The sequence below is a fragment of the Marinobacterium sp. xm-a-152 genome (assembly GCF_013282965.1).
In the GTDB taxonomy this organism is placed as follows: Bacteria; Pseudomonadota; Gammaproteobacteria; order Pseudomonadales; family Balneatricaceae; genus Marinobacterium_E.
The window spans coordinates 66,672-92,859 of record NZ_WBYI01000004.1 but is presented as its reverse complement, the minus strand read 5'-3'; the positions used below and the strand labels follow the sequence as shown (position 1 = coordinate 92,859).

At 47.4% G+C, this 26,188-nt stretch carries 26 protein-coding genes; 21 read left to right on the top strand and 5 right to left on the bottom strand.

Going from position 1 to position 26,188, the window contains the following annotated elements; all coding sequences use genetic code 11:
- Window positions 1–2: 2 nt before the first annotated feature.
- From XMA152_RS04810 to XMA152_RS04740, 15 genes are all read left to right on the top strand, one after another.
- Entirely contained in the window at window positions 3–1,544 is a 1,542-nt protein-coding gene (locus XMA152_RS04810; RefSeq protein WP_173482900.1) for a 3,4-dehydroadipyl-CoA semialdehyde dehydrogenase, read from the top strand.
- Window positions 1,544–2,326, top strand: coding sequence for an enoyl-CoA hydratase-related protein (locus XMA152_RS04805; RefSeq protein ID WP_173482899.1), 783 nt, complete (start codon window positions 1,544–1,546; stop codon window positions 2,324–2,326). The genes XMA152_RS04810 and XMA152_RS04805 overlap by 1 nt, the downstream gene beginning before the upstream one ends.
- Before the next feature lie 4 nt (window positions 2,327–2,330).
- A complete protein-coding gene (locus XMA152_RS04800; RefSeq protein WP_173482898.1) occupies window positions 2,331–3,881 on the top strand; it encodes a 3-hydroxyacyl-CoA dehydrogenase in 1,551 nt (516 codons plus the stop codon).
- A 14-nt stretch (window positions 3,882–3,895) separates the two neighbouring features.
- Window positions 3,896–5,098, top strand: a complete 1,203-nt coding sequence (gene pcaF, locus XMA152_RS04795; protein ID WP_173482897.1) for a 3-oxoadipyl-CoA thiolase — start codon at window positions 3,896–3,898, stop codon at window positions 5,096–5,098.
- A 154-nt stretch (window positions 5,099–5,252) separates the two neighbouring features.
- Window positions 5,253–6,899, top strand: coding sequence for a 2,3-epoxybenzoyl-CoA dihydrolase (gene boxC / locus XMA152_RS04790; protein WP_173482896.1), 1,647 nt, complete (start codon window positions 5,253–5,255; stop codon window positions 6,897–6,899).
- A 27-nt stretch (window positions 6,900–6,926) separates the two neighbouring features.
- A complete protein-coding gene (gene boxB, locus XMA152_RS04785) occupies window positions 6,927–8,381 on the top strand; it encodes a benzoyl-CoA 2,3-epoxidase subunit BoxB (protein WP_173482895.1) in 1,455 nt (484 codons plus the stop codon).
- 63 nt (window positions 8,382–8,444) lie between these two features.
- Window positions 8,445–9,659: a benzoyl-CoA 2,3-epoxidase subunit BoxA gene (boxA, locus tag XMA152_RS04780; RefSeq protein ID WP_173482894.1), complete on the top strand. Its 1,215-nt coding sequence runs from the start codon at window positions 8,445–8,447 to the stop codon at window positions 9,657–9,659.
- A 19-nt stretch (window positions 9,660–9,678) separates the two neighbouring features.
- Entirely contained in the window at window positions 9,679–10,116 is a 438-nt protein-coding gene (locus XMA152_RS04775; RefSeq protein WP_173482893.1) for a thioesterase family protein, read from the top strand.
- Window positions 10,109–10,993: a helix-turn-helix transcriptional regulator gene (locus XMA152_RS04770; protein WP_173482892.1), complete on the top strand. Its 885-nt coding sequence runs from the start codon at window positions 10,109–10,111 to the stop codon at window positions 10,991–10,993. The genes XMA152_RS04775 and XMA152_RS04770 overlap by 8 nt, the downstream gene beginning before the upstream one ends.
- 80 nt (window positions 10,994–11,073) lie before the next feature.
- Window positions 11,074–12,231, top strand: a complete 1,158-nt coding sequence (locus XMA152_RS04765) for an ABC transporter substrate-binding protein (protein ID WP_217361975.1) — start codon at window positions 11,074–11,076, stop codon at window positions 12,229–12,231.
- A 59-nt stretch (window positions 12,232–12,290) separates the two neighbouring features.
- Window positions 12,291–13,157, top strand: a complete 867-nt coding sequence (locus XMA152_RS04760) for a branched-chain amino acid ABC transporter permease (protein ID WP_173482891.1) — start codon at window positions 12,291–12,293, stop codon at window positions 13,155–13,157.
- A 36-nt stretch (window positions 13,158–13,193) separates the two neighbouring features.
- Window positions 13,194–14,144: a branched-chain amino acid ABC transporter permease gene (locus XMA152_RS04755; protein WP_217361976.1), complete on the top strand. Its 951-nt coding sequence runs from the start codon at window positions 13,194–13,196 to the stop codon at window positions 14,142–14,144.
- 2 nt (window positions 14,145–14,146) lie between these two features.
- Window positions 14,147–14,890: an ABC transporter ATP-binding protein gene (locus tag XMA152_RS04750; RefSeq protein ID WP_173482889.1), complete on the top strand. Its 744-nt coding sequence runs from the start codon at window positions 14,147–14,149 to the stop codon at window positions 14,888–14,890.
- A complete protein-coding gene (locus tag XMA152_RS04745; protein ID WP_173482888.1) occupies window positions 14,883–15,596 on the top strand; it encodes an ABC transporter ATP-binding protein in 714 nt (237 codons plus the stop codon). Before XMA152_RS04750 ends, XMA152_RS04745 begins: the two co-directional genes overlap by 8 nt.
- 33 nt (window positions 15,597–15,629) lie before the next feature.
- Complete coding sequence (locus XMA152_RS04740; RefSeq protein WP_173482887.1) at window positions 15,630–15,938, top strand: hypothetical protein; 309 nt, start codon at window positions 15,630–15,632, stop codon at window positions 15,936–15,938.
- Here the strand turns inward: XMA152_RS04740 and XMA152_RS04735 are convergent, their stop codons facing one another.
- The 3 genes from XMA152_RS04735 to fabA all read right to left on the bottom strand — a co-directional run bounded on the left by XMA152_RS04735 (window position 15,939) and on the right by fabA (window position 18,103).
- Window positions 15,939–16,217 (bottom strand): Lrp/AsnC family transcriptional regulator, encoded by a 279-nt coding sequence (locus XMA152_RS04735; RefSeq protein ID WP_173482886.1) that lies wholly within the window; start codon window positions 16,215–16,217, stop codon window positions 15,939–15,941.
- Window positions 16,218–16,325: 108 nt separating this feature from the next.
- On the bottom strand, window positions 16,326–17,546 hold the full coding sequence (gene fabB, locus XMA152_RS04730; protein WP_173482885.1) for a beta-ketoacyl-ACP synthase I: 1,221 nt from the start codon (window positions 17,544–17,546) through the stop codon (window positions 16,326–16,328).
- A gap of 41 nt (window positions 17,547–17,587) precedes the next feature.
- A complete protein-coding gene (fabA, locus tag XMA152_RS04725) occupies window positions 17,588–18,103 on the bottom strand; it encodes a 3-hydroxyacyl-[acyl-carrier-protein] dehydratase FabA (protein WP_173480360.1) in 516 nt (171 codons plus the stop codon).
- A 121-nt stretch (window positions 18,104–18,224) separates the two neighbouring features.
- Here fabA and tmpT point away from each other — a divergent pair, with 121 nt between their 5' ends.
- Window positions 18,225–18,857: a thiopurine S-methyltransferase gene (gene tmpT / locus XMA152_RS04720; RefSeq protein ID WP_173482884.1), complete on the top strand. Its 633-nt coding sequence runs from the start codon at window positions 18,225–18,227 to the stop codon at window positions 18,855–18,857.
- Window positions 18,858–19,006: 149 nt separating this feature from the next.
- Here tmpT and ispB read toward each other — a convergent pair whose 3' ends face one another.
- Window positions 19,007–19,975, bottom strand: coding sequence for an octaprenyl diphosphate synthase (gene ispB, locus XMA152_RS04715; RefSeq protein WP_173480362.1), 969 nt, complete (start codon window positions 19,973–19,975; stop codon window positions 19,007–19,009).
- Between the two features lie 254 nt (window positions 19,976–20,229).
- Here ispB and rplU point away from each other — a divergent pair, with 254 nt between their 5' ends.
- The 4 genes from rplU (at window position 20,230) to proB (ending at window position 23,376) form a co-directional block, all read left to right on the top strand.
- Entirely contained in the window at window positions 20,230–20,541 is a 312-nt protein-coding gene (rplU, locus tag XMA152_RS04710) for a 50S ribosomal protein L21 (RefSeq protein ID WP_173480363.1), read from the top strand.
- A gap of 24 nt (window positions 20,542–20,565) precedes the next feature.
- The gene (gene rpmA, locus XMA152_RS04705) at window positions 20,566–20,823 is read left to right on the top strand and encodes a 50S ribosomal protein L27 (RefSeq protein ID WP_173482883.1); all 258 of its coding nucleotides are present in this window, start codon (window positions 20,566–20,568) and stop codon (window positions 20,821–20,823) included.
- 227 nt (window positions 20,824–21,050) lie between these two features.
- A complete protein-coding gene (gene cgtA / locus XMA152_RS04700; protein ID WP_173480365.1) occupies window positions 21,051–22,250 on the top strand; it encodes an Obg family GTPase CgtA in 1,200 nt (399 codons plus the stop codon).
- Between the two features lies 1 nt (window position 22,251).
- A complete protein-coding gene (gene proB, locus XMA152_RS04695; protein WP_173480366.1) occupies window positions 22,252–23,376 on the top strand; it encodes a glutamate 5-kinase in 1,125 nt (374 codons plus the stop codon).
- Window positions 23,377–24,116: 740 nt separating this feature from the next.
- Here proB and rpsT read toward each other — a convergent pair.
- The gene (gene rpsT, locus XMA152_RS04690) at window positions 24,117–24,383 is read right to left on the bottom strand and encodes a 30S ribosomal protein S20 (RefSeq protein WP_173480367.1); all 267 of its coding nucleotides are present in this window, start codon (window positions 24,381–24,383) and stop codon (window positions 24,117–24,119) included.
- A 243-nt stretch (window positions 24,384–24,626) separates the two neighbouring features.
- Between rpsT and murJ the strand changes: the two genes are divergently transcribed.
- A complete protein-coding gene (gene murJ, locus XMA152_RS04685; protein ID WP_173482992.1) occupies window positions 24,627–26,120 on the top strand; it encodes a murein biosynthesis integral membrane protein MurJ in 1,494 nt (497 codons plus the stop codon).
- The last annotated feature ends 68 nt before the right edge of the window (window positions 26,121–26,188 follow it).

Sequence of the window (26,188 nt, the reverse complement as noted above, 5' to 3'; positions counted from 1 at the left end):
CCATGCGAATGATGAGTTACCTATTAGGTGAGTGGCAAGATAACGGTAGCACCGCAGCAGACGTTTATTGCGCGTTGGATGGCTCAGTAATGGGTAACATCGCAGGTTACGAAGTCAGTGGGGGTGATATTCTCGATTTTGCTCGAACAGAGGGCGGTTCAGCGCTACGTGGCATGACCTATTTAGAGCGTGCCGGCCTATTGAAACAGATAGCCGCTGTTCTGGGTGAGAACAAAGAGGAGTACGCTGAACTCAGCGCAAAAAATAATGGTGCCACCGCAATGGATACATTTCTAGATGTGGAAGGCGGTATCGGTACACTAAAATACTACGCTTCATTGGGTAAGAAGCTTGGTGATCGTAAATGGATTGCAGATGGTGAATTTGAACAGCTCACAAAAGATGAGAACTTCAGAGCGATTCATGTAAAGACGCCACTGCGAGGTGCTGCTGTTCACATAAATGCATTCAATTTCCCAGCATGGGGCATGCTAGAAAAGCTCGGTGTTGCGCTTCTGTCTGGTGTGCCCGCGGTGGTTAAACCAGCGGCTGTCTCTTTGCCGGTTGCATGGGTCATGGCGCGCGATATTATTAATGCAGACATTCTTCCTAAAGGTGCATTTAGCTTTTTGGCGGGAGGTGGTCGAGATTTAATGGATCACATTACATCTGCAGACGCGGTAGCGTTTACAGGTTCAGCGGATACCGCGGCCATGCTTGCATCGCACCCAAGGGTTATCAGTGAATCAGTTCGATTCAATGCCGAAGCCGATAGTATTAATTCATCCATCCTTGGACCCGATCTTACTGCAGGTTCAGACGGATTTAATTCATTTATTCACGAGGTCTCTAAAGAGATGACGATTAAGTCGGGGCAGAAATGTACCGCTGTTCGTCGCATCTTTGTGCCTGATTCGGAGTTAGAGGCTGCGAAGGAAGCGTTGGTTGCAAAGCTTTCTAAAGGAAAACCAGGTAACCCCGCTAATGAAGGTGTTACTTATGGTCCATTAGTCAGTGCAGCGCAACAGTTAGCAGCAGAAGAGGGTGTCAAAGCACTGCTAAGTGAGACAGAGATAGCTTTTGAAGGTGATATTGGAACATTAGATGGCGAATCATCTGGTTTTTACGTCACGCAAAAACTATTGGTGTGTCAGGACCCTAAATCAGCTACTCAAGTACATGAAACAGAAGTGTTTGGTCCTGTTGCAACACTGATGCCTTACAGCAGCGAAACAGAACTTTTCGAGTTGGTGCGCCGAGGTGGAGGTTCATTGGTGAGTTCAATTTTCACTAACGATGATCAATTTGCTATGAACGCAGTGGTCGAGCTCGGCTCGACTCATGGGCGTCTTTTGATTGTTGATGACAGTGTTAGTCGCGGTCATTCAGGTCATGGCAATGTGATGCCGATGTGTATTCACGGTGGCCCGGGTCGTGCAGGCGGTGGTCAAGAATTAGGTGGTTTACGAGGATTAGACTTCTACCATGTGACAACTGCTGTGCAGACTAATCTAGCGCGGGCAACTGCGTTAAGAGGTGAGTGATGTCTTTATCAAATAACTACGAATGTCTTCAAGTTACAGAGACAGATGGTGTTGTTGAATTAAAATTGAGCCGTCCTGACAGACTCAATGCGTTCAGTAAAACTATGCACGCAGAGTTAAAAGTAGCTCTTAGAGAGATTGAGCGTTTGGAGTCTTTACGCTGTCTCATTTTGACAGGCGAGGGTCGTGGTTTCTGTGCAGGGCAGGACCTTGAGGAGCGTCGTATTCCTCATGGAGAACCCAAGCCTGATTTGGGGGACTCTCTAAAAAACACCTACAGTCCTCTGGTTATTAGATTGAGAAATCTGCCTGTTCCTGTCATTGCTGCAGTTAATGGTGTCGCTGCTGGAGCTGGTGCATCGCTCGCGCTAGCTTGTGACATTGTTATTGCAAAGAAACAGGCAAAGTTCACTTTTCCTTTTAGTCATTTAGGTTTGGTGCCTGATGCTGGTGCAACAGCGACGCTGGTGAGGAATGCCGGTCAGGCTAAAGCTATGGCTATTACCATGCTCGGTGAGGTTGTTACGGGTGAAGAGGCAGCTGAATATGGACTCATCTGGAAAGCGGTAGAAGAGGATCAGTTCTCATCAGAGGTAGATAATATTGTTTCCAACTTAAAGGGTAAGCCTAAGTTGGGCTTGGAGCTCATTAAACGTAGCCTCTATCGCGCTTTTGATAATGACTTTGCCGCTCAACTGGAACTGGAAAGTCAATGCCAGAAGCTAGCCGGTCGCAATCCGGAATTTTGGCAGAAAGTTCAGCAATTTTTAGATAAGAAGTAATGATATGACCACACAATACAAAACGGTTGACCAAATTAAACAGGTGGGCGTAGTTGGTGCAGGCACTATGGGTGCAGGAATCGCTCAGGTCGCTTCTCAAGCTGGTTTAGATGTAGTGCTCTTTGACTTGAGTGAATCGGTACTCGAGGCTGCAAAAGCGAATCTAAAAAAATCGATGGATAAGCTGGTTTCACGCGGTAAATTCAGTGAGGAAGATGCACAGGGCATTTGCGATCGAATCTCCTACGTCAATGATATCAACTCTATGGAACGGGCCGATCTGGTTGTAGAAGCTATTGTTGAGCGTTTGGACATTAAGCAACAGCTGTTTCAACAACTGGAGTCGATCTGTTCAGACCAAACTATTTTAGCAACTAATACCTCCTCAATCTCCGTGACTGCTATTGGATCGGCGTTGAAAGATCCTGCTCGCTTAGCAGGTCTGCACTTTTTTAATCCTGCACCTATTATGAAGTTGGTTGAGGTGATTCATGGCTTGGCGACCGACGCTAAGGTTGTTGAAACATTACTTGCACTGTCTAAGCAGTGGGGCAAAGTGGGTGTGGCTGCTAAATCCTCGCCAGGTTTTATTGTTAACCGAGTAGCACGTCCTTTTTACGCTGAAGGGCTTCGAATGGCTGAAGAGGGTGTCACTGAACCTGAGCGAATCGATCTTTTATTAAAAGAAGCCGGCGGTTTTCGTATGGGGCCTTTCGAGTTGACTGATCTTATCGGGCAGGACGTTAACTACGCAGTGACGAGCTCAGTATTTGAATCTTACTATTTTGATCCTCGATTTAAACCATCGCTCATGCAAAAAGAGTTAGTTGATGCCGGTTGGCTTGGACGTAAGAGTGGTCGTGGCTTTTATCAGTACCCTGAGGGTAAACAGTTAGTCCCAAACCTTGAGTGGGATGATATCCGTTTTGGTGGGTTCTTTAATATTAGCAGTGCTGTGGTATCACCCGCGATTAAGTCGCTTATTGATAGAATTAAGGCGCGTGGAATAGAGATTCCTACCGAGACTGAAGGTGATGAGGGCGAAATCGTGTTTGCTAACGGCGCAACACTGGTTTTGACGGATGGTCGCACAACCCTAGAGCGTTCTCTGGCTGAAGATAATCGCAACCTTATTCAAATGGATCTCGCTATCGACTATTCGACATGTGAATCTCTAGCGCTATCAACACATCCGGAAATGCCTGAAGAGGTTTGGACTGAAGTCTATGCAATGTTCGATTTCTTGGGTGTCAAAACTCGGGTTGTAAAGGACTTGCCAGGTCTGATAGTGATGCGAACAGTCGCTATGCTTATTAATGAAGCGTCTGATGCGCTTCATTTAGGAATTGCTGATGCCGCTGGAATAGATGCCGCTATGCAGGCAGGTGTGAACTATCCGACCGGTCTATTAGCATGGGCCGATAAGCTAGGCACCAGTTTCGTAGCCGATGTGTTGGATAACATCAGCCTATATTATGGCGATGATCGTTACCGAGTATCGCCTGCGCTGCTCCAGCGTGCATTCGTAAATGCCCCTTTTCATCAGATTGATTAAACAAGGATTTAAACATGGCTGAAGCTTTTATTTGTGCAGCAAAACGCTCTGCTATTGGTCGTTACGCAGGTTCACTGGCCACCGTTCGCCCTGATGACTTATTAGCTCAGGTTATTAAAGCAACTCTGGCTGAGGTTCCCTCTTTAGATACAGCGTCAATTGATGATGTGCTGATGGGCTGTGCTAATCAGGCAGGTGAGGATAATCGAAATGTTGCTCGCATGTCAGTATTGCTCTCAGGTTTGCCCACTTCGGTTCCTGCTTCAACCATCAACCGCCTATGTGGTTCTGGTTTGGATGCCATTGGTACCATGGCTAGAGGCATTAAAGCGGGTGAGCTGAATGTTGCACTTGCTGGCGGCGTCGAATCGATGACGCGAGCTCCCTTTGTTATGGGTAAGTCTGAAACTTCTTTTGGGCGTTCTCAAATTTTAGAAGACACCACGATGGGGTGGCGATTTACTAACCTTGCGCTTAAAGCGATGTATGGCGTTGATACCATGCCACAAACGGCTGATAACGTAGCGGCTGAATATGGTATCAGCCGTGAAGAGCAAGATCTGTTTGCATTTAACAGTCAGGCTAAAACAGCGGCTGCTCAAAAAGCGGGTCTTTTTGCTGATGAGATTGTACCAATCGAAATTAAAGACCGTCGCGGCAACATTAGCTATTTTGATGTCGATGAGCACCCGCGTGAATCATCACTCGAGAAGTTAGCTCAATTAAGAACAGTTAATGGTGGTGATGGTTCGGTGACTGCGGGCAACGCTTCCGGCATAAATGATGGCGCCTGTGCCGTGCTGCTGGCCAGCGAATCCGGTGCCGCTGCTAACGGGTTAACACCTCGAGCGCGTGTTGTTGCTATGGCAACCGCTGGTATCGATCCTCGAATCATGGGTGTTGGCCCAATCGAAGCAGTCAATAAAGTACTGAAACTATCTGGTCTAACATTGGATCAAATGGATCTTATTGAGTTAAACGAGGCCTTCGCTTCTCAGGCATTGGGCGTATTGAGGGGACTCGATATTGATCCCAATGATACTCGACTTAATCCTCAGGGTGGTGCTATCGCGTTGGGTCATCCACTTGGCATGAGCGGTGCACGTCTTGTCACAACTGCTATGACTCAGCTTGAGCGTAGCGGAGGTAGATATGCACTGTGTACCATGTGTATCGGTGTGGGGCAGGGTATTGCTGCCATTATCGAGAGAGTCTAGTGTGCTTAATGAACTAGAGTTCCGGTTTCATTTCTATTATCAGAAATTTAATTCAAATAAATGATAAAAAACTGTAGTAAATCAATAAAAGATGAACTATAGTGCATTTATTGAATGGACAAAACGATAATAAGTGTATCCGGAGAAAGGACAGATGATCGATTTTCAAACCAAACCAGCCGACTACAATCACTGGAAACTAGAATTTGAAGGTGATGTTTGTCGCCTGATTATGGACGTTAATCCTGATGCAACTCTTGCAGAGGGCTACCAGCTTAAAATGAACTCATACGACCTAGGTGTTGATATTGAGTTAAATGACGCATTGCAGCGCATCCGTTTTGAGCATCCTGAAGTTAAGACGGTTGTCATTGCATCAGGTAATGATAAGATCTTCTGTGCCGGTGCTAACATTAAAATGTTAGGTCTCTCTACTCATGCACACAAAGTAAATTTCTGTAAATTTACTAATGAGACTCGTAACTCAATCGAAGACTCTAGTCAGAACTCTGGTCTTAAGTTCTTGTGTGCGGTTTCTGGCACTGCTGCAGGCGGTGGTTATGAATTGGCTCTTGCTGCTGACGAAATCTACTTGGTTGATGACGGAAGTACAGCTGTTTCACTGCCTGAAGTGCCGCTCCTAGCTGTTCTGCCAGGTACTGGCGGTCTAACTCGTGTCGTTGATAAGCGTAAAGTGCGTCGTGACCGTGCTGATATTTTCTGTTCTATTGAAGAGGGTGCTGCTGGTCAGAAAGCAGTCGATTGGCGTTTGGTGGATGCTGCTGTGCCTCGCTCTAAATTCGCTGAGGCAGTCGATGTGCGTGCGAAGGAATTGGCCTCTTTGTCAGATCGTCCAGGTGGTCAGGGTTGTGATTTGACTCAGCTTAACCGCACTATTTCTGATAATGCAGTTGAGTACTCTACTGTCTCTGTTGCCGTTGACCGCGATGCACGCACAGCAGAAATTACCATCAAAACAAACGATTCATCTATGCCAGCTACAGCCGATGCTGCGCTAGCTCAAGGTGCTGAGTTCTGGGTTCTTCGTATGACTCGTGAATTGGATGATGCCATCCTTCACTTGCGTGCTAACGAGCTAGAGCAGGGCGTTTTATCTCTGAAAACCCAAGGTGATTTGGATGCCGTAATGGCAGCTGATGCCTTCTTGCAAGCAAACGCTGATCATTGGTTCATTCGTGAAGTGACCGCCTACTTCAAACGCGTTATGAAGCGTGTTGACATGACCTCACGTACTCTTGTGACGCTTGTTGAGCCAGGAAGCTGTTTTGGTGGCTTCCTAGCGGAACTGATGTTTGCGTCAGATCGTACTTACATGCTTGAAGGTCAGTTTGAGGGTGATGATACCCCAGAAGCCTCTATTGAGCTGAGTGCGATGAACTTTGGAACACTGCCAATGAGTAATGATATTTCCCGTTTGGATACGCGATTTTTAGGTGAGCCAGAATCTGTTGAAAAAGCAAAAGCAACAATAGGAAACCGTTTAGACGCAGCTGCTTGTGCTGTGTTGGGTCTTGTAACGGACGCGCTTGATGACATTGACTGGGAAGATGAAGTCCCTCATGTCATTCAATCACGTGCCAGTTACTCACCAGATGCATTAACAGGCCTTGAAGCTAACTTGCGATTTGCGGGTCCTGAAACAATGGAAACTAAAATCTTTGGTCGCTTAACAGCATGGCAAAACTGGATCTTCCAGCGTCCAAATGCAGTTGCCGAGGGCGGTGCATTGAAGCTCTACGGTACGGGTACCCGTGCTGAATATGATTTTAAACGTGTATAACTGAACGAAGTGTTGGAGAGTATAAAAATGACTACTGAAAACGTCCGCGTAGAAGTTAACTACGACGATTTAATTCCAAACAATGTTGATCTATCAAGTGACCGTCGTCTTTTAAAGGCGCTTGAAGAGTGGCACCCTAAATTCCTTGAGTGGTGGGGCGATCTTGGTCCAGACGGCTTCAATGATAAAGAAGTTTACCTGCGCACAGCTGTTGGTGTTGACCCTAAAGGCTGGGCTGTATTTGGCCACGTTAAAATGCCGGAGTATCGTTGGGGTGTGCTTTTAGCACCTCAAGTTGAGGGTCGTACCATTCCATTTGGTAAACATAAAGGCGAGCCTGCTTGGCAAGAAGTCCCAGCTGAATACCGTTCACTGTTGCGTCGAATGATTGTTGTTCAGGGTGATACTGAGCCGGCTTCAGTTGAACAGCAGCGCCATCTCGGTTCTACGGCACCATCATTGTATGATATGCGTAACCTTTTCCAGATCAATGTTGAAGAAGGTCGCCACCTTTGGGCAATGGTCTACCTTCTAATGAAGTACTTTGGCAAAGAGGGTCGTGAAGAAGCTAAGATGATGCTAGAGCGTAACTCTGGTAACGAAGACAAACCACGTATTCTTGGTGCCTTCAATGAAGAGACTCCAGATTGGTTGTCATTCTTCATGTTTACTTACTTTACTGATCGCGACGGTAAGATGCAGCTTGAATCCCTAGCTCAGTCTGGTTTTGATCCGTTGTCACGTACGTGTCGATTCATGTTGACTGAAGAAGCGCATCACATGTTTGTTGGTGAGTCGGGTGTTATGCGTGTGTTAGAGCGTACTTGTGCAGCGATGAAGGAAGCGGGCATTACTGATCCTAACGATATCGAAGCTGTGCGCGCACTTGGCGTAATCGATCTGCCGACTATTCAGAAAAAACTGAACTTCCATATGGCGGTTACACTGGATCTGTTCGGTGCTGAGCTGTCGACTAACGGCGCTGCTGCCTTCGAAGCAGGTATCAAAGGTCGTTACATGGAAGAAAAGCTTGATGACGATCACCAGCTTTACAATGAGAAGTATCCAGTACTTCAAGTTGTTGATGGTCAGCTAGTTGAGGTTGAGGAAGACGCAATTTCAGCTATTAACGGTCGTCTACTTGATGATTACATCAAAGATGCGACGAGCGGCATTAAGCGTTGGAACAAGGCGATTGCTAAAGCTGGTATTGAGTTCGAATTGGTACCACCACACAAAGCCTTCAACCGTAAGATTGGTACGTTCGCTGATATCAATGTTACCCCATCTGGTGAAATTGTTGATGCGCAGACGTTTGAGGCAAACCTTGCTAACTGGTTGCCTAATGACTCTGATCTAGAGTTTATCAACAGCCTCATGGTTCAGTGTACTGAGCCAGGCAAGTATGCAAACTGGATTGCTCCTCCGAAAGTGGGCGTAAACCAGCAAGCGTCTGACTTTGAGTACGTAAAACTAGCGTAACTCACTCTGCCCGGTTCCAACAGAACCGGGCATTTTATTCACTTATAACAAGAGCAATCAGTCATGACTTCACTTAGACAGCACCTTATCGATCCTGAAGTTTGTATTCGTTGTAATACCTGTGAAGAGAACTGCCCAGTAGATGGAGCAATCGAGCATAACGATGATAACTACGTTGTGAATGCCGAGCTTTGTAACAACTGTATGAGCTGTATAGCTCCTTGCCCTACAGGTGCAATTGATAGTTGGCAACTAGTTAATGTGCCTTACTCTCTAGAGGAACAGTACTCTTGGGATGAGCTGCCTGAAGAGATTGAGCTTGTTAATGTTGATTCGGAGTCTGAAGCATCAGAGTCTGAAGCTAATGATATTCTTGATGTTGCCCACGCTTCTAGCGGCGCAGTGCCAGCTCCAGCAACAGCATCAAAACCACAGATTAATCTCTGGACCCGTGATAACCCAGCTAAGGCTAAGGTAACAGGTAATATGCGTATTACTGAAGAGGGTACAGAGTCTGATATCCATCACATTGTTTTGGATTTTGGTTCGCAGAGTTTCCCTGTTTTAGAGGGACAGTCAATTGGTATTATTCCACCGGGCGTAGATGATAAAGGGAAGCCGCATTTGGTTCGGCTCTACTCAATTGCGAGTGCCCGTGACGGCGAGCGTCCTGGTTACAACAATCTAGCGCTTACTATTAAGCGCGTTACTTTCGATGTTGATGGCGAATCACGTCAAGGTGTCGGTTCAGGTTACATGTGTGACCTACAGAAAGGCGATGAGGTTCAAGTAACTGGACCATTTGGTAGTACCTTCCTAATGCCTAATGATCCGGATGCGAATCTAATGATGATCTGTACAGGTACAGGCGCGGCACCATTCCGCGGTATGACAGAGCGCCGTCGTCGTTTAGCTGCCAATGGCAAAGGCAAGATGATGCTGTTCTTTGGGGCCCGCACCGCTAGCGAGTTACCTTATTTCGGGCCACTACAAAAGGTTCCTGCAGACCTTCTTGATCAAGAGCTTGTTTTCTCACGAATGACCCGACTTGATGAGAACGATAAAGAGTACGTTCAAGATCGTATGTTGAAGCGTTCAGACGATGTTGCAGCACTTCTTAAAGATAACAACACTCAAATTTACATCTGTGGTCTGAAAGGCATGGAAGAGGGTGTTGAATCTAGCTTTACACAGATCTGTGCAGATAATGGCATGGATTGGAGTGAAATTCGTTCGTCACTTAAATCGGAAGGTAGGTATCATATAGAGACCTATTAATTCGTTAAGAGTCTTTCCAATGAATGCTCCTCTGATTTATAAGCGTCGCCCCCAATGGGGCGACACAGATGCTGCTCAAATAGTCTTTACAGGCCGGATTGCTGATTACATTTTAGAAGCGATCGATCACTTCATGCGTGAGGTGTTAGAGATGCCCTGGTTTGAACTCAATATAGATGAGCACATTGGTACGCCTTTTGTTTCGGTCAAATACGATATATTTTCACCGTTGACCCCTCGATCTGATCTCCACTGTAAAGTTCTTGTAAACAAGGTGGGACAAACCTCTGTTGGGTTTCACGTCACCATTTTGAATGATGAAAGTTTAAAGTGTGTGGTTGCTGAAACGGTCAACGTGTTCGTCAACAATCAGTCGATGACCAAGATCGATATTCCTGAAAAGTATCGTAAGCGACTCGAGTCTTATGTGCAGGCCTGTGGAGGTATTGATGAATAACTCAGATATTGATACCCAATTCGATGAACTTGCGTTGCAACAATACATAGAAGAGATTGGTAATAGAGTCAGATCTCTCAGAGCTAAGCGCGGCATGACTCGTAAGAGTTTATCTAAGCACTCTGACGTTTCTGAACGTTATCTTGCTCAGTTGGAGACGGGTAAAGCTAACATCACACTGAGTGTCTTGTGGCGAGTCGCTGAGGCGTTTGATATTCCGTTTTCAGAGATTATTCCTGATCAATGCCGTGACGGTATTAATCCACTGTTTGCTAGCTTTGTATCCTCTTTGACTGAGGAGCAACAAAATAGCGCTTTACAGCTTTTGAAACGACATTTCGCAAGCAGCTTAGCATCGGGGCATGGTGTTGCATTGGTTGGCCTTCGCGGAGCAGGTAAAACCACTTTGGGCCAACTGCTTGCCAAAGAGATGAATGTTCGCTTCATCCGCCTGACTGCTCTAATCGAAGAACTCGCAAATATGTCTATCGGAGAGATTTTAGATCTTGGTGGGCAGAAGAAATTCCGTCGTATTGAAGCGCAAGCGCTTGAATATGTTTTAAACCTGAATGAACCGGTTATTTTAGAAACGGGTGGTTCACTGGTCTCTCAAACTGAGTCGTTCAAATTACTCCTCGATAACTTCTTCTCGGTTTGGATTAAAGCTTCGCCAGAAGAGCATCTTTCTCGAGTTATGGATCAAGGTGATACTCGTCCAATGGCTGGTCTTAAAGAGGCGATAGAGGATCTTAAACTGATCTTAGAAGAGCGTGAATCGGGCTACAAACTGTCTGATTATACTCTTGATACGACAGGCCGAACTGAATCCGAGTGTTTAGCAGAACTTAAAAAAACGGCAGGAGCTTTCCTTCACTGAATTCTACCTGGCTAGAAGTTGACCGTTTTTAGTCAGGCACACATAGGTCTAATGATGACAATAAAAAAAAGGAGTCAATCATGAAAAAAACAGCAATGATTTCGGCATTAACTGCAGGTGTGCTAAGTGCCTCAATTGCGTCAGCTGAGACGACTAAAGTTGGCGTTCTTCTTCCTTTTTCCGGTGTTTATGCGGCACTGGGTAAAGAGATAGATGCAGGTTTTGCATTGGGTATGGAAGAGTTTGGTTCAGGTCTAGACATAGAATATGTTCGTGAGGATTCTGAAGCTGATCCAGGTAAATCAGTTGCCAAGGCCCGTAAGCTGGTTCTTCAAGATAAAGTCGATGTGATGACTGGTTTGGTCTCTTCTGCCGTTGCTGGTGCGCTTCGTGATTTTGTTCATGGTGCTAAAGTCCCGCTTCTAATCACTAACGCGGGTGATAACTCTGTTACTGGTGCGAAGTGTAGCCCTTACATCTCTCGCTTCTCTTTCTCTAATGGCCAAATCAACCGTCCAATGGGTACATGGATGGCAGAAAATGGCATTAAAAAAGTGTACACACTAGCACCTGACTACACAGCGGGTCGTGAAATGATTGAAGGTTTTGTTGGTACGTTTGAGGCTGCAGGCGGCGAAGTCGTTGGTGGCGAATACACACCATTCCGCAAGACAAAAGATTTTGGTCCGTACTTGGCCAAAGCCAAAGCGTCGGGTGCAGATGCTGTTTACAGCTTCTATGCTGGCGGTGAAGCCATTGCTTTTGTTAAGCAATACGATAGCTTCGGTCTAGATGAGACTATGCCACTATACGGCTCAGGCTTCCTGACTTCACCACTTTACGTGAAGGCTGAGGGTGATGCTGCTGTCGGTGTTACAACCGTTCTGCACTACGCGCCAACGATTGACACTGATGTGAACAATGCCTTTGTTCAAAAATTCCAATCAATGAACGATGGTCGTTCCCCATCTGAGTTTGCTGTGGCGGGTTATGACGCTGCTCAGGCTCTAGCGCTTGCACTCAAAGGCGGTGCAGATGATCGTGCTTCTATTGCAGAAGCCATCTCGAAAGTTTCGTTCTCGGGTCCACGTGGCGAAGTCTCTATTGATCCTAAGACAAACAACATTGTGCAGCCACTTTACGTGTATGAAACCGTAAAAGATGGTGAAAAATTGACTCAGAAAGTTGTTGCTCAACTTCCGAGTGAACGTGACCCAGCGGGTAGTTGTTCACTCTAATTTCGTTTCAATTTGCAATAAAAGCTGGGCGCAAGCCCAGCTCATTTCGAGGCCTTCCAATGGATACCGGTTTTTGGATTCTGCAATTGCTGAATGCGTTGCAGCTATCGATGCTTTTGTTTCTTTTGTCAGTGGGTTTGACCGTAATTTTCGGTCTAATGCACTTCGTTAACCTTGCGCACGGTGCGCTCTATGCCTTCGGTGCTTATGTTGCTGCTACGATCGCAGCCAGCATGGGTTATTGGGTAGGGCTGTTTGTCGCGCCTTTAGCCGTCGCTGTTCTTGGGTTGGTACTCTATCAATTTTTGATCAAAAGTATGCGCTCCAGTGGTCCAATGGCTCAGGTCTTGGTGACCTTTGGGTTGATCTTCGCATTATTGGATATTACTCGAATTATTTGGGGTGACCTAGCCTTGGCTCTGGATGTGCCAGAGATTCTTTCCGGCCGAGTGTCGCTGTTAGGTGTTGAATATCCTGCCTATCGCTTCTTTGTGATGCTGGTTGGCTTGACTGCACTTATCATTCTTAATTTAGTGCTAAATAAAACACAAATTGGCGCCATGATTCGTGCGGGGGTTGATAACGATAAGATGGCCTCTTGCTTGGGGATCAACGTTGAACGTCTATTCTTTTTAGTCTTCTGTGTGGGCTGTGCCTTGGCAGGCCTAGCAGGCGCAGTGGCGGCTCCCTTGCTATCGGTTGTTCCCGAGATGGGATTAGAAATTCTTATACCCACGCTTATCGTTATTGTTATTGGCGGATTGGGTTCTTTAAAAGGGGCTATTGCTGGCTCGCTTATATATGGTTTTGTACAAACCTTTGGCTCTGTTTTTGCTCCTCAGTTTGCGTCAGTTGTTATCTACCTTCTTTTGGCGTTTATTTTGGTCACCAAACCTGCTGGTCTGTTCCCAGCAAAAGGAGGGTAAATCATGTTTTTTCAAACGCCTTTAAGAAATTTTATAATGATTGGCTATCTATTGATTTGCGCGTACATCGCAATGACAGCCGACTATTTTGGTGTCGAGATACTCACTGAATTGCTCATCTTAGCGATGATCGCTCTGGCGCTTGATTTGGTTGCAGGGTTCGGCGGCATGGTGTCGCTCTGTCACGGTGCTCTGGCCGGTCTAGGTGCCTATGTCTTTGCAACTTTGTGTACTAAGTTGGGTTTTGGGGCTTTAGAATCGGTACTGATAGCATGTGTTCTGACTGGGATGGTCTCTTGGTTAATCGGCCTGATCTGTTCAAAATCCCATGGCATCTATTTCATTATGGCAACTTTGGCTTTTGGTCAAATGGCCTACTCTTTTGTATTTGAGTCAAGTTACTTAGGGGGCGACAACGGTATGGCAGGTATCCCTCGCCTAGACCTTACGCCCATCAGTATCGATCTATTCGACTCAACCAACTTTGCTCTGTTTTGCTTGTTTTGTTTGGCTATCTCCTATCTTTTTGTCGCTAAAGTACTCTCCTCAGGCTTGGGTCGAAGCATGGTAGGTATCATGTACAGCGAGAAACGTTCTAGAGCGCTGGGTCAGCCAGTCACGCTGATTAAGGCCAATATATTTGGGCTTTCAGGTATTGTGTTAGGTCTAGCGGGTTCCCTATCTGCACAGCACTTTATGTTTATATCGCCCAGCCTACTCTCATGGACTCACTCAGGTGAGGTGCTAGTTGTAGTCATACTGGGTGGATTGGGAACCCTGGTAGGCCCAATTATTGGCGCAACTGCCTTTGTCGTGCTGAAACATGAGATTAGTAATTACACCGACCATTGGCATTTGATTGTTGGCATTATTCTCATTTTGGTTGTTATGGGCGGTGCCAAAGGGATCTACGGCATGTTGGAAAGTTATATCGAGCAGCGCAGAACGAAAGCGGCTGGTCCACGAAAAGTGTTGAGCGAGGAGTAATCATGCTTGAGGTAACTAATTTATCTAAGCACTTTGGTGCTCTTCATGTGACACGTGATGTGTCTATGAGTGTTGCCAAAGGTGAGCGAAGAGTCATTCTAGGGCCGAATGGTGCGGGTAAAACAACTCTGTTCAATCAGTTGGTCGGTGAATTTATGCCAGACTCAGGAAGTATCAAAATCAATAACGAAGATGTGACCTCCTGGAGTGTAGCGAAACGCGCTAATTTTGGTTTGAGTCGAAGCTATCAACAAAATACTTTGTTTGATGGTCTAACTATTGCTGAAAATCTAGGCTTAGCAGCGTCCGTTAAAACTAAAAAATCAACCACACTTTGGCGTGACTCGCTCACTTCTCCTGACGTGCGAGCCTTAGTAAGAGAGACTGCTGCTCAAGTTGATCTTACAGAGCATCTGAATAAGCGTGTTTCTGATGTGGCTTATGGTATTCGTCGTCAGCTAGAGGTTGGTATTGCCCTTGCTACTCAACCACGTGTGTTGCTGATGGATGAGCCTACGTCTGGTGTTGGGCCTGAAATGATTGGCGCATTTCATCACCTTTTAAAGCGTCTGCCAGAGGAGCTAACCATCGTTATCATAGAGCATGATATGGGCTTGGCATTTGATGTGGCTGATAGCATGACGGTTCTTAATTATGGTGAAGTGGTGTTTGAAGGGAGTCCTGATGAAGCCCGCGAAAGCACTTTACTGCAAGAAATTTATTTGGGGACTTTTGAAGATGCTTGATGTTAAAGGTTTAGAATCCGGCTACGGTGAGACACAGGTTCTCTTTGACTTGTCGTTTACAGCTCAAGCGGGCAAAGTTCATGCTCTACTAGGTCGAAATGGTGCGGGCAAGTCAACGACCCTTAAAACCATAATGGGACTTGTTAAACCCAAGCAGGGTCGTATCGCTTTGGAAGGGACCGAAATTCAAAAATTGGAGCCCTATACCGTTGCTGGAAAAGGCATCGCCTACGTGCCTGAAACGCGTGATATATTTCCCTCTTTAACCGTGCTCGAAAATTTAGAGCTAACCGCTAAACGTTATGTTGACGCTGACAATGGTGGGCAGAAACGTTGGACGATTGAACGAGTGTTTGACGTTTTTCCGCGTCTGTCTGAGCGTGCTAACAATTTTGGTAATGAGTTGTCGGGCGGTGAGCAGCAAATGCTAACGATTGCTCGTGCGCTTTTAATGAACCCTAAGCTGCTTATTCTTGACGAACCAACAGAGGGGCTTGCTCCAATCATCGTAAAGCAGATTCATGCTCAGCTTAAGTCCCTAAAAGAGACAGGTTTGACGATTATTTTGGTTGAACAAAATTTTGGCTTTGCGGTTAGCTTAGCCGATGATGTCAGTGTGGTGGGTAAAGGACAGATCGTGTGGCAAGGTTCACCGGAAGAGATTAAGGCCAATACCGAAGTCCAGAAGCAGTGGTTGGGCGTATAACTCAGTAAATTTATTAAAGGTGTTTAACTAAGAGTGTTTAGAGGCATTTTTCCCAAGACTCACTGGAATGATCTGCTTGATCACTTGGAAAGGTCAGGTCCAGATATTGTTGAAGTTGAGATTAATAGAGATGGGGTCATTGTTGATCATGAGCTCGTCTCTTTTATTAGCGAACTTGATGATGATGTAGTGATGCTAATTGAGCGCGATAAGCTTTTGGAGACTCGTACCGACGGTCTAGTGGAGTTGAAACACTACTCTAATGAATCTCTATTAATCGAGGACGAGACAAATAGACAGCAGTGGGTCGTAGAGTTAGTACGGCCCATCTATTTACATTAATCATTCAAAGCCTAGGCCGAACATTGCCTCCAAATCGTGTTTTGAATAGGCTTTAAAAGCCAGCATCGTCTCAGTCTCTTCAATATGATCAACCTCAGCTAATTTGTTGGTAATCAGATCAGATAGCGCCTCGTTATTTTCAACACGAGCCATCGCAACTAAATCAAAATTTCCGCTGACAGAGAAAACTTCTGTAAAACCTTCCATTCCAGCGAGAAGCGTAGCGGTCTCTTGAATTTTTTGTCTTTGAACTTTTAACAATATGATCGCTGTAACCATTTTTATCTCCAGTTATTTACAGCTTTAGTTATAGCATGGATTGAGTTGTGGTTAATAGGTACAAAAAAAGCGACCCCTGGGTCGCTTTCTTATTGAGTGGCGAGGCGATTAACCGTTGTACTTCTCGAACACTAGAGTCGAGTTGGTACCACCAAAGCCGAAGCTGTTCGACATCACGCGTTGTAGGTCGACGCCATCTTTGCGTGCTGTCACAACTGGTAGGCCTTCAGCTTCTGGGTCGATCTCTTCAATGTTCGCTGAGGCACAGATGAAGTTGTTCTCTTGCATCAGTAGACAGTAGATCGCTTCCTGTACGCCTGTAGCGCCCAGTGAGTGACCCGCCAGTGACTTAGTTGAGCTGACCGGTGGCATCTCTGTACCGAAGGTCTCTTTCATCGCTTTCAGCTCTTGAATATCGCCTGCGGGTGTCGAAGTGCCGTGTGAGTTGATGTAATCGATCTTGCCATCAACCGTGCTCATAGCCTGTTGCATACAACGAACAGCGCCTTCGCCGGATGGAGCAACCATGTCGTAACCATCTGAGGTTGCACCGTAGCCGACCAATTCAGCGTAGATCTTCGCGCCGCGCGCTTTAGCGTGCTCTAGTTCTTCAAGAACCAGCATGCCGCCGCCACCTGCGATCACGAAACCGTCACGGTTTGCATCGTAAGCGCGAGACGCTTTTTCTGGTGTTTCGTTGTATTTGCTTGATAGGGCGCCCATGGCATCAAACATGACACTCAAAGACCAGTGTAGCTCTTCACCGCCACCGGCAAAGACAATGTCCTGTTTGCCGAGTTGGATCTGCTCCATCGCGTTGCCAATACAGTGTGCGCTGGTCGCACAAGCAGAGGTGATTGAGTAGTTCACACCTTTGATTTTGAATGGGGTTGCAAGACAGGCTGATACGGTAGAGCCCATGGTGCGAGTCACACGGTATGGACCGACACGACGAACACCTTTATCGCGAAGAATGTCAGCGGTTTCAACAATGTCAGCCGACGAAGCACCACCAGAACCTGCGATCAGGCCAGTACGTACATTCGAAACCTGATCTTCTGATAGACCCGCATCTTTAATAGCTTGTTCCATTGAGATGTATGAGTAAGCTGCTGCATTACCCATGAAGCGGCGCAGTTTACGATCGATCAGTTCATCCAGATCCAGATCATCAATACTGCCTGCAACCTGGCTACGGAAGCCAAGATCAGCGTATTCCTGCTGGAATTTAATGCCTGACTTGCCCTCTTTTAGTGATTCCAGAACGCTCTCTTTGTCAGAACCTAGACAAGAAACGATACCCATTCCGGTAACAACTACTCGACGCATGTTTACTCTCTCTCTAATTGTGTTTCTAAGCGTTAACGCTCTTAGAAGTTTTCGGTGCTGGTGAATAGACCGACTTTAAGATCCGTTGCTGTGTAGATCTCGCGACCATCCACTGATACCGAACCGTCTGCAATACCCATAACCAATTTACGCTCAATCACGCGTTTCATCTGGATGTTGTAAGTGACCTTCTTAGCAGTCGGTAGTATCTGACCTGTGAATTTAACCTCACCTGAACCCAGTGCGCGACCGCGACCTGGGTTGCCTTTCCAGCCTAGGTAGAAGCCAACGATCTGCCACATTGCGTCTAGACCAAGACAGCCAGGCATAACAGGATCGCTAGGGAAGTGACAGTCGAAGAACCAAAGATCTGGACGAATATCTAGTTCAGCGATGATTTCGCCTTTACCGTGCTCACCACCTTCAGCAGAGATCTTGGTAATACGGTCCATCATAAGCATGTTGCCAACAGGTAGGCGGGCATTGCCTTCGCCAAACATTTCGCCGTGGCCACAGCTTAGAAGTTCGTCACGGTTAAAAGATGATTGTCTAGTCATGGTGTTCTAATTCACAGTCTTAATTACAAAAATTTGCCGGATTATACCTTTTTAGGGCTCGCTAAGCACGACATCGATCAGTTAAATTACCCGAATCACCCCATTTTAAGGAAAAACCCCTATGAAACACGCCTTCTGGCATGAGCGCTGGACTGAAAATCGCATCGGTTTTCACCAGTCAGATTTTAACCATTGGTTGACGAAATATTGGTCCACACTTGAGCTCTCTGGAGAGGAGTCTGTCTTTGTCCCGCTCTGTGGTAAAAGCCGTGACATGCTCTGGTTGCGTGAACAGGGTCATAAGGTGACCGGTGTTGAGTTGAGTGATCTGGCGTGCCGTGACTTTTTTGCAGAGCAGGGTGTCGATATCGATGCCATTGATGAGGGTGCTTTTCACCGTCGTGAGCGTGATGGAATCTCTCTGTTGGCTGGTGATGTCTTTAAAACCACCCGCGCTGCGCTTAATCACCCACGAGCCATCTACGATCGAGCGGCACTAATAGCACTACCGCCCGAGATGCGAATCGACTACGCCGCGCACATCGCAAGGCTCACAGTGGTAGGCGATCAGATTTTGTTGATTGCGCTCGAGTATGACAATCCTAGAAACGAACCACCTTTTTCAGTAAAAGGTGATGAAGTGCAACGTCTATTCTCTGCTGAGTTTGAGATTGAAGAGCTTGATAGCGCTGATCTAAGTGAAGGGCGTTTTGAAAATCAGCGTGAAGTGGTTTATCGGTTGGTGCGTCGATAGGTCGAATCAATTTAGGTGACAGGCTGAAAGCCAGTCACCGGCCAAGAACCGTGACTGACTTCAGTCTGTCATCGGCTATTTCGGCGTATTCCAGATATTTCATGTTATTGGAAAGCGGATGACAGGCTGAAGGCCTGTCACCTAAGTGTTCACTGGGTTCTTGCGATAGCCAAATCAGCTATCTGATTCAGCGTCTCTTTAAACGAAGTGTCTGGTAAAGAGGCGATCGCGTTTTTCGCTTTATCGATCTCTTCGGCTGCTTTTTGGCGCGAGTAGTCTATCGATCCATTGCGTTGCACGATCTCGAGTACCGGTGATAAATCATCCAGTCCGCCTTTGCGGATCGCTTGTCGAATCAACTCTCTATCTTCATCGCTGCCGACGCGCATTGCATGAATTAGTGGCAGTGTGGCTTTGCCTTCAGCGAGGTCATCACCAACGTTCTTACCCATGGTTTCGCTATCAGATAGATAGTCGAGTAGGTCATCGACGATTTGGAAGGCGATGCCAAGGTGGCGACCATAAAGTCTTAGGGCTTCACGATTCTCTGCAGAGCTGTCCGCTAGAATTGCTCCGACCTCTGTTGCTGCTTCAAACAGCATGGCCGTTTTGCCAAGAATGACCTGAAGGTAAGACTCTTCACTGGTATCTGGGTTGCGCTGGTTTAACAGCTGCAGAACTTCGCCTTCGGCAATGATCGTAGTGGCGTGTGAAATGACCTGCATGATCTCCATGCGGCCAATCTCAACCATGATCTGGAATGAGCGAGAGTAGAGGAAGTCACCGACTAATACGCTCGGCGCATTACCCCACTGAGCGTTTGCGGTGGCGTTACCGCGACGTAGCTCAGAGTTGTCGACCACATCGTCATGCAGCAGTGTTGCCGTATGAATGAATTCGATGACCGCTGCCAGTGGAATGTGTTGTTCCCCTTTATAGCCAGCGGCATTGGCAGCCAGTAGAACCAACAACGGACGCAAGCGCTTACCGCCACCTTCAACAATGTGATGTGCAATCTTCTCTACTAGAGGGACATTGGAGCCAAGATTGTTAAGGATGTAATCCGTAACGGCATCGAATTGAGGCTCGATCAGTGGGTTGAGTTGGTGTGGTTGCATTTTGGTTACTACTTATAAATGACAGACGGATGCTAGGGGGTGAGAGCGGGGGTGTCAATATGACTCTGGTGTATAGGCCTTCCAATGCCTCAATTTAGTGTAAATAAGGGTTGAGTTTGAGTGGGGGGTTCTGTATTATTCTGCGCCCTAGCTTGTCCAAATAACGCTCCCTGTGCGAGGGTGTCGTAAGACATCAGCCCTTCAGAGCAGGTTTCGTATTAGTAGCCGGGTAAGCAAAATATTGGAGAACACAGATGTTTGCAGTAATCGTAAGCGGTGGTAAACAGTACCGCGTACAAGAGGGTCAGACCCTTAAAGTAGAAAAGCTAGCGGTTGAAGCTGGTTCAAACGTTGATTTCGATCGCGTACTACTTGTTAGCAACGGCGACGACGTTAAAGTTGGCGCGCCAGTTGTTGAAGGTGCTAAAGTTTCTGCTGAAGTGGTATCACACGGTCGCGGTGACAAGGTGAAAATCATCAAGTTCCGTCGTCGTAAGCACCACATGAAGCGTCAGGGCCACCGTCAGTGGTACACTGAAGTTAAAATCACTGGCATTAACGGCTGATCAACGAATCTAGGAGATTAGAGAATGGCTCATAAGAAGGCAGCCGGCTCAACGCGTAACGGACGCGATTCGGAGTCGAAACGCTTAGGCGTTAAACGTTTTGGTGGTCAGGAAGTACTTGCGGGTAACATCCTGGTTCGTCAGCGCGGTACTAAATTCCACGCTGGTACAAACGTAGGCATCGGCAAAGACCACACTCTATTTGCGAAAGCAAACGGTGTTGTTAAGTTCGAAGTTAAAGGCCCTTACAACCGTAAATTCGTTAGCATCGAAACTGCCTAAGTTTCGTTGTTACGTAAAAAACCCGCTTAGGCGGGTTTTTTTGTTTTTTAGGCCGTGTCAGCGTGTCAGGCTGAAGCCAGACAGGGCTTGAAAAGCTATTAAGTTCAAAAAAGCATGTAAGGTTGATTCTTACCAGAGTAAAATCAGCCCACTGAGGGAAAATAGGATCATGTCGTTAGGTTTGACAGACGATCTGGCCCTATTTTTCCTCCATTTAGGAGAAAGAGATGAAGTTTGTTGATGAAGCACTGATTACCGTACAAGCCGGTAAAGGCGGAAACGGCTGTATGAGTTTCCGTCGCGAGAAGTACATTCCAAAAGGTGGCCCAGATGGTGGCGACGGTGGTGATGGTGGTTCTATTTTTGTCGAAGCCGATTCAGGTCTTAATACGCTAATCGATTACCGCTTTACGCGTCACTACAAAGCACAAAACGGTGAGGGCGGTCAGGGTCGTCAGTGTACCGGTTCCAAAGGTGAAGATCTGGTGCTTAAAGTGCCAGTCGGTACCACCATTGTGGATGTGGATACCGATGAGGTGTTGGCGGATCTGACGGCTGTCGGTCAGGTCGAAAAGATCGCTCAGGGCGGTTGGCACGGTTTGGGTAATACGCGTTTTAAAAGCAGTGTGAACCGTGCACCTCGTCAAACGACTAAAGGTTCCGAGGGTGAGTTGCGTAACGTTCGTCTGGAGTTGCGTGTCCTGGCTGATGTCGGCCTTCTTGGTCTGCCAAATGCCGGTAAATCGACGCTGATTCGTTCGATCTCAGCCGCTAAGCCTAAAGTGGCTAATTACCCATTTACTACCTTGGTACCTAACCTAGGTGTTGTGCGCACCGAAGCTCACCGCAGCTTCGTCGTTGCCGATATCCCTGGAATCATTGAGGGTGCCGCAGAGGGTGCCGGTCTTGGTATTCGCTTCCTAAAACACTTGGCGCGTAACCGTGTACTGTTGCACCTGGTTGATATGGCGCCTTGGGACGAGGTAACGCCAGCTGAAGCAGCGGTCACTGCAGTTAATGAGCTGAATAAGTTCTCGCCTACCTTGGCTGATCAGCCTCGCTGGTTGTTGTTGAATAAGATCGACATGGTGCCAGAAGAGGAGCTTGAAGAGCGTTGTCAGTCAGTCATCGATGCGTTGGAGTGGGATGGTCCGGTATTCCGTATCTCTGCGATCAACAAGCAAGGCACTGATCTTTTGGTTCATCAGCTGCAAGACTATCTTGATGAGAAGAAAGAGGCGCTTGCTGAGAATCCAGAATTGGTGGATGCAGAGCGTGAGCTACGGATGCAGATTGACCGTGAAGCGCGTGAAAATCTTGAACGTATGCGTGCCGAAATGCGTGCGCGTCGTGAAGCGGGCGAAGCTGATGATTGGGATGACTTCGATGATGACGATTACGATGTTGAAGTGGAGTACGTAAAGTAACATGTCTGCATCACGTCAACGGTTAACAGAAAAGGGTCGTTGGGTCGTCAAAATCGGCAGTGCGCTGCTGACGGATGATGGTAAAGGTCTGGATCAACAAGCGATTGTTGGTTGGGTTGAGCAGATCGCTAAACTAGTGCAGCAGGGTGTTGAGGTGGTTCTTGTCTCTTCAGGTGCTGTGGCAGAGGGGATGAATCGTTTGGGTTGGTCAGAACGCCCAAGCGAGATGTATAAGCTACAAGCTGCCGCCGCTGTCGGTCAGATGGGTTTGGTTCAAGCGTATGAATCTAGCTTTCAGCAACACAACCTTCATACCGCTCAGGTATTGCTGACTCATGATGACCTCTCTAACCGTAAACGTTATCTAAATGCACGCTCGACCTTGCGCTCCCTGATCGATCTGGGTGTCGTAGCCATTGTTAATGAGAATGACACGGTCGTGACCAGTGAGATTCAGTTTGGTGACAATGACACGCTTGGTGCGTTGGTGGCTAATGCTATTGAGGCCGATGCGCTGATCCTGCTGACGGATCAAAAAGGGCTGTTCACTGCGGATCCTCGCTCTAACCCTAATGCTGAATTAATTGCTGAAGGACGTGCTGAAGATGATCACTTCCTGCAGATCGCCGGTGGTGGCGGTAAGTTGGGTCGTGGTGGTATGGCAACCAAAGTGCGTGCAGCTCGACTTGCGGCTCGTTCAGGTGCCGTAACGGTTATTGCTAGCGGTCGTGAAGAGAGTGCGCTACTAAGAATATTCTCGGGTGAAGAGATTGGTACGCTGCTAGTACCTGATCACGGTCGCCAAGCTGCGCGTAAGCACTGGATTGCAGGGCATCTTCAGGCGCGTGGTCGTCTAGTCTTGGATGCTGGCGCGGTGAAAGCGCTTAAAACGGGTGGCAAATCACTGCTGCCTGCGGGTGTTGTCAAAGTAGAGGGTGATTTCTCACGGGGTGAGATGGTCGAGCTGGTCGATACTGGCGGTGAGGTTATCGCACGCGGCTTGGTTAACTACGCCTTCGATGAGGCGGACCGTATCAAAGGTCACGCCAGCCAAGAGATAGAGTCCCTTATCGGTCACATCACCGATCCAGAGCTAGTCCATCGCGATAATATGGCGTTGGCCTAAACCGTTGGAGAGGTCTTGAAAAGGCCACGATTTTTATCTTGTAGGAGCGATCTCGCAGAGGTCGCGATCATTTTAAATCTAGATCAAAAGCTTTCTACTCGCCTAAAGGCGACCAGCCTTACTTTTTGGTCAGCAAAAAGTAAGCAGCACCCAAAGTGTGCTCCTGCACTTTCGGTATTCACCACATCCTGTGGATCAAACTGACCACGCTCACTCGGCCTGCGGCACGCTCCGTTCAATGATTTTTCACTGAAGTCCAATAGGACACTGCAAACCGTTAATTGCTCCTGCATTAACGGAATACATGCCTTCCATGGCACTAAGTCGGCTCCTGCCTCCGTTGCAGACTTCGGCCATCCGGGCCTCAGCCGATTGAACTCTTAACCGTGAAAAATCATCGTACTCACGTCTCGATCGGACGTGGACGACTGGCACGAGATTAGAATCAGGCACTTTTGGAGCGGTCTTGAAAGGCCGCGATTGGTATTTATTAGAGTTTATCTAAAAGCACCAGTGACTGGCTTCAGCCTGTCATCTGCTTTATCGGTGTTTTCCAGACTGTCAGTAATGTCTACCAGCGGATGACAGGCTAAAGCCTGTTAAGCACACGGATGTGATGTATACAGTAATTGCAGGAGCAAATTACTGTCACCGGTATGTGCTCTGTCAGCATCTTCCAGATTTTAGGCAACAAAAAACCCGCTAAGTAGCGGGTTTTTAGAAAAGCTTTTAGCAGTCGCTTATGCAGCCATCGCTTTGATTCGTGCGTTTAGGCGGCTCTTAGTGCGTGCAACAGCGCTCTTCTTGAAGATTCCTTTGTTTACCGAGCTATCTAGGATAGGCTGAGCAACTTTGAATGCTTCGTTAGCAGCAGCTTGGTCACCACCAGCAACTTCTTTTAGTACTTTCTTGATGTAAGTACGTACCATGGAGCGCAGGCTAGCGTTATGTTGACGACGCTTTTCCGCCTGGCGAGCACGTTTACGAGATCCTGCGGAATTTGCCACAGCTGAGCTCCTTAAATTTGAGTTAAACAAACGAGACAAGTGTCTCTCAAAATTGGATGCGAAATTATTCCGATATCGTTGCCGTCTGTCAAGCATTAAACACAGAAGAAATGCACTTTTAGTTGACCTTCTTCTTAGGTAGGCGATAATCGACGGATTAATTCAGCACTTTGAGGTTAAAAGTTGAGTCAAAAAGCGACATCTGGCGGCGGTCTGCTGCGCTCAAGTGCTGTAGTTGGCATCATGACCATGATCTCGCGAGTGCTGGGATTAATTCGTGATGTGGTGGTTGCAGGTTACTTCGGTGCCAGCGGTGCATCCGACGCTTTTTTTGTCGCATTTAAAATCCCTAACTTTTTACGACGTCTTTTTGCCGAAGGGGCTTTTGCTCAGGCTTTCGTGCCGGTGCTCTCTGAGTATCGATCGCAACGTGATTTAACAGCGGTTCAATTTCTCGTAAATCGCACCGCCGGCAGCTTGGGTTCGGTGTTGTTGCTGGTCACGCTGGTGGGTAGTCTGGGTTCACCACTGTTAGCGATGCTGTTTGCGCCTGGGTTCTATATGTCAGACTCCGAGAGCTTTGGTCTTGCGGCTGACATGCTGCGCATTACCTTCCCCTATCTGATGCTGATATCCCTAACCGCATTTTGTGGTGCCATTCTGAACTCCTATGAGCGATTTGCGGTGCCCGCGTTCACCCCAGTGTTGCTGAACGTCTGTCTGATCGGTTCAGCGGTCTACCTAAGCCCCCTGTTTGATCCGCCCATTATGGCGCTGGCTTGGGGTGTGTTGATGGCCGGTACCGTCCAACTGCTGTTCCAGTTGCCGTTTTTAGCGCGACTGCGTCTGTTGCCCGTGCCGCAAGCCGGTTGGAAGGATGAAGGGGTTCGGCGCATCCTGAAACTGATGCTGCCGGCTCTATTTGGTGTATCGGTTGCACAGATTAATCTGCTACTGGATACCGTGCTTGCCTCGTTCTTGCAGACGGGCAGTGTCTCTTGGCTCTACTACTCAGATCGTCTGGCAGAGTTACCCTTGGGGGTATTTGGTATCGCGATTGCGACGGTGATTCTGCCAAGCCTCTCTCGTAAGCACGCTGAAAAGTCAGGGGAAGAGTTCGCCAAAATGTTGGATTGGGCGGTGCGAATGGTGCTTTTGATCGGCATTCCTTCGGCTGTGGCTCTGATTCTGTTGGCGGAACCTCTGTTAACGACGCTGTTCCACTACGGTGAGATGACCGGTCGCGATGTCAGCATGGCCGCCATGAGTCTTCGTGCTTATGGCTTAGGTCTGCTCGCGTTTATGCTCATCAAGGTGCTGGCACCGGGCTATTTCTCTCGCCAAGATACGAAAACCCCCGTCAAAATCGCTGTTAAAGCGATGGTGGTGAATATGGTGTTCAACTTGATTCTTATCTTCCCTCTGGCGCATGCAGGGCTTGCTTTAGCAACCGCGCTGTCGGCCTTCATGAATGCGGGTTGGTTGTTGCATGGCCTAATTAAACAGGGTGTCTTCAAGTGGCAAACTGGCTGGTTAAGGTGGTCTATGCAGTTGTTGTTTGCCAATGCATTGATGGCGGCGGTTATTCTGCTGTTCGCACCTGCTGCTACCGACTGGTTATCGGCTGGTTTATGGCAGAGAGTCGAGTGGATGTTCCTGCTCGTGGCGGGTGCTGTTCTGGTTTACTGCGTCTCTTTGATCCTTTCCGGTGTACGAATTCGTCATTTGCGTGGCTAAAGCCAACAATTTCCTTCAAACATAGCGCTTTAGGTCTTAATTAGAGGGGCCTGCATGCGCTATAATCG

Bases quoted from the DNA above. Each gene is read 5' to 3' on its own strand.
- XMA152_RS04810 (WP_173482900.1), top strand. From the start codon at position 3: ATGCGAATGATGAGTTACCTATTAGGTGAGTGGCAAGATAACGGTAGC.
- XMA152_RS04805 (WP_173482899.1), top strand. From the start codon at position 1,544: ATGTCTTTATCAAATAACTACGAATGTCTTCAAGTTACAGAGACAGAT.
- XMA152_RS04800 (WP_173482898.1), top strand. From the start codon at position 2,331: ATGACCACACAATACAAAACGGTTGACCAAATTAAACAGGTGGGCGTA.
- pcaF (WP_173482897.1), top strand. From the start codon at position 3,896: ATGGCTGAAGCTTTTATTTGTGCAGCAAAACGCTCTGCTATTGGTCGT.
- boxC (WP_173482896.1), top strand. From the start codon at position 5,253: ATGATCGATTTTCAAACCAAACCAGCCGACTACAATCACTGGAAACTA.
- boxB (WP_173482895.1), top strand. From the start codon at position 6,927: ATGACTACTGAAAACGTCCGCGTAGAAGTTAACTACGACGATTTAATT.
- boxA (WP_173482894.1), top strand. From the start codon at position 8,445: ATGACTTCACTTAGACAGCACCTTATCGATCCTGAAGTTTGTATTCGT.
- XMA152_RS04775 (WP_173482893.1), top strand. From the start codon at position 9,679: ATGAATGCTCCTCTGATTTATAAGCGTCGCCCCCAATGGGGCGACACA.
- XMA152_RS04770 (WP_173482892.1), top strand. From the start codon at position 10,109: ATGAATAACTCAGATATTGATACCCAATTCGATGAACTTGCGTTGCAA.
- XMA152_RS04765 (WP_217361975.1), top strand. From the start codon at position 11,074: ATGAAAAAAACAGCAATGATTTCGGCATTAACTGCAGGTGTGCTAAGT.
- XMA152_RS04760 (WP_173482891.1), top strand. From the start codon at position 12,291: ATGGATACCGGTTTTTGGATTCTGCAATTGCTGAATGCGTTGCAGCTA.
- XMA152_RS04755 (WP_217361976.1), top strand. From the start codon at position 13,194: ATGATTGGCTATCTATTGATTTGCGCGTACATCGCAATGACAGCCGAC.
- XMA152_RS04750 (WP_173482889.1), top strand. From the start codon at position 14,147: ATGCTTGAGGTAACTAATTTATCTAAGCACTTTGGTGCTCTTCATGTG.
- XMA152_RS04745 (WP_173482888.1), top strand. From the start codon at position 14,883: ATGCTTGATGTTAAAGGTTTAGAATCCGGCTACGGTGAGACACAGGTT.
- XMA152_RS04735 (WP_173482886.1), bottom strand. From the start codon at position 16,217: ATGGTTACAGCGATCATATTGTTAAAAGTTCAAAGACAAAAAATTCAA.
- fabB (WP_173482885.1), bottom strand. From the start codon at position 17,546: ATGCGTCGAGTAGTTGTTACCGGAATGGGTATCGTTTCTTGTCTAGGT.
- fabA (WP_173480360.1), bottom strand. From the start codon at position 18,103: ATGACTAGACAATCATCTTTTAACCGTGACGAACTTCTAAGCTGTGGC.
- tmpT (WP_173482884.1), top strand. From the start codon at position 18,225: ATGAAACACGCCTTCTGGCATGAGCGCTGGACTGAAAATCGCATCGGT.
- ispB (WP_173480362.1), bottom strand. From the start codon at position 19,975: ATGCAACCACACCAACTCAACCCACTGATCGAGCCTCAATTCGATGCC.
- rplU (WP_173480363.1), top strand. From the start codon at position 20,230: ATGTTTGCAGTAATCGTAAGCGGTGGTAAACAGTACCGCGTACAAGAG.
- rpmA (WP_173482883.1), top strand. From the start codon at position 20,566: ATGGCTCATAAGAAGGCAGCCGGCTCAACGCGTAACGGACGCGATTCG.
- cgtA (WP_173480365.1), top strand. From the start codon at position 21,051: ATGAAGTTTGTTGATGAAGCACTGATTACCGTACAAGCCGGTAAAGGC.
- proB (WP_173480366.1), top strand. From the start codon at position 22,252: ATGTCTGCATCACGTCAACGGTTAACAGAAAAGGGTCGTTGGGTCGTC.
- murJ (WP_173482992.1), top strand. From the start codon at position 24,627: ATGACCATGATCTCGCGAGTGCTGGGATTAATTCGTGATGTGGTGGTT.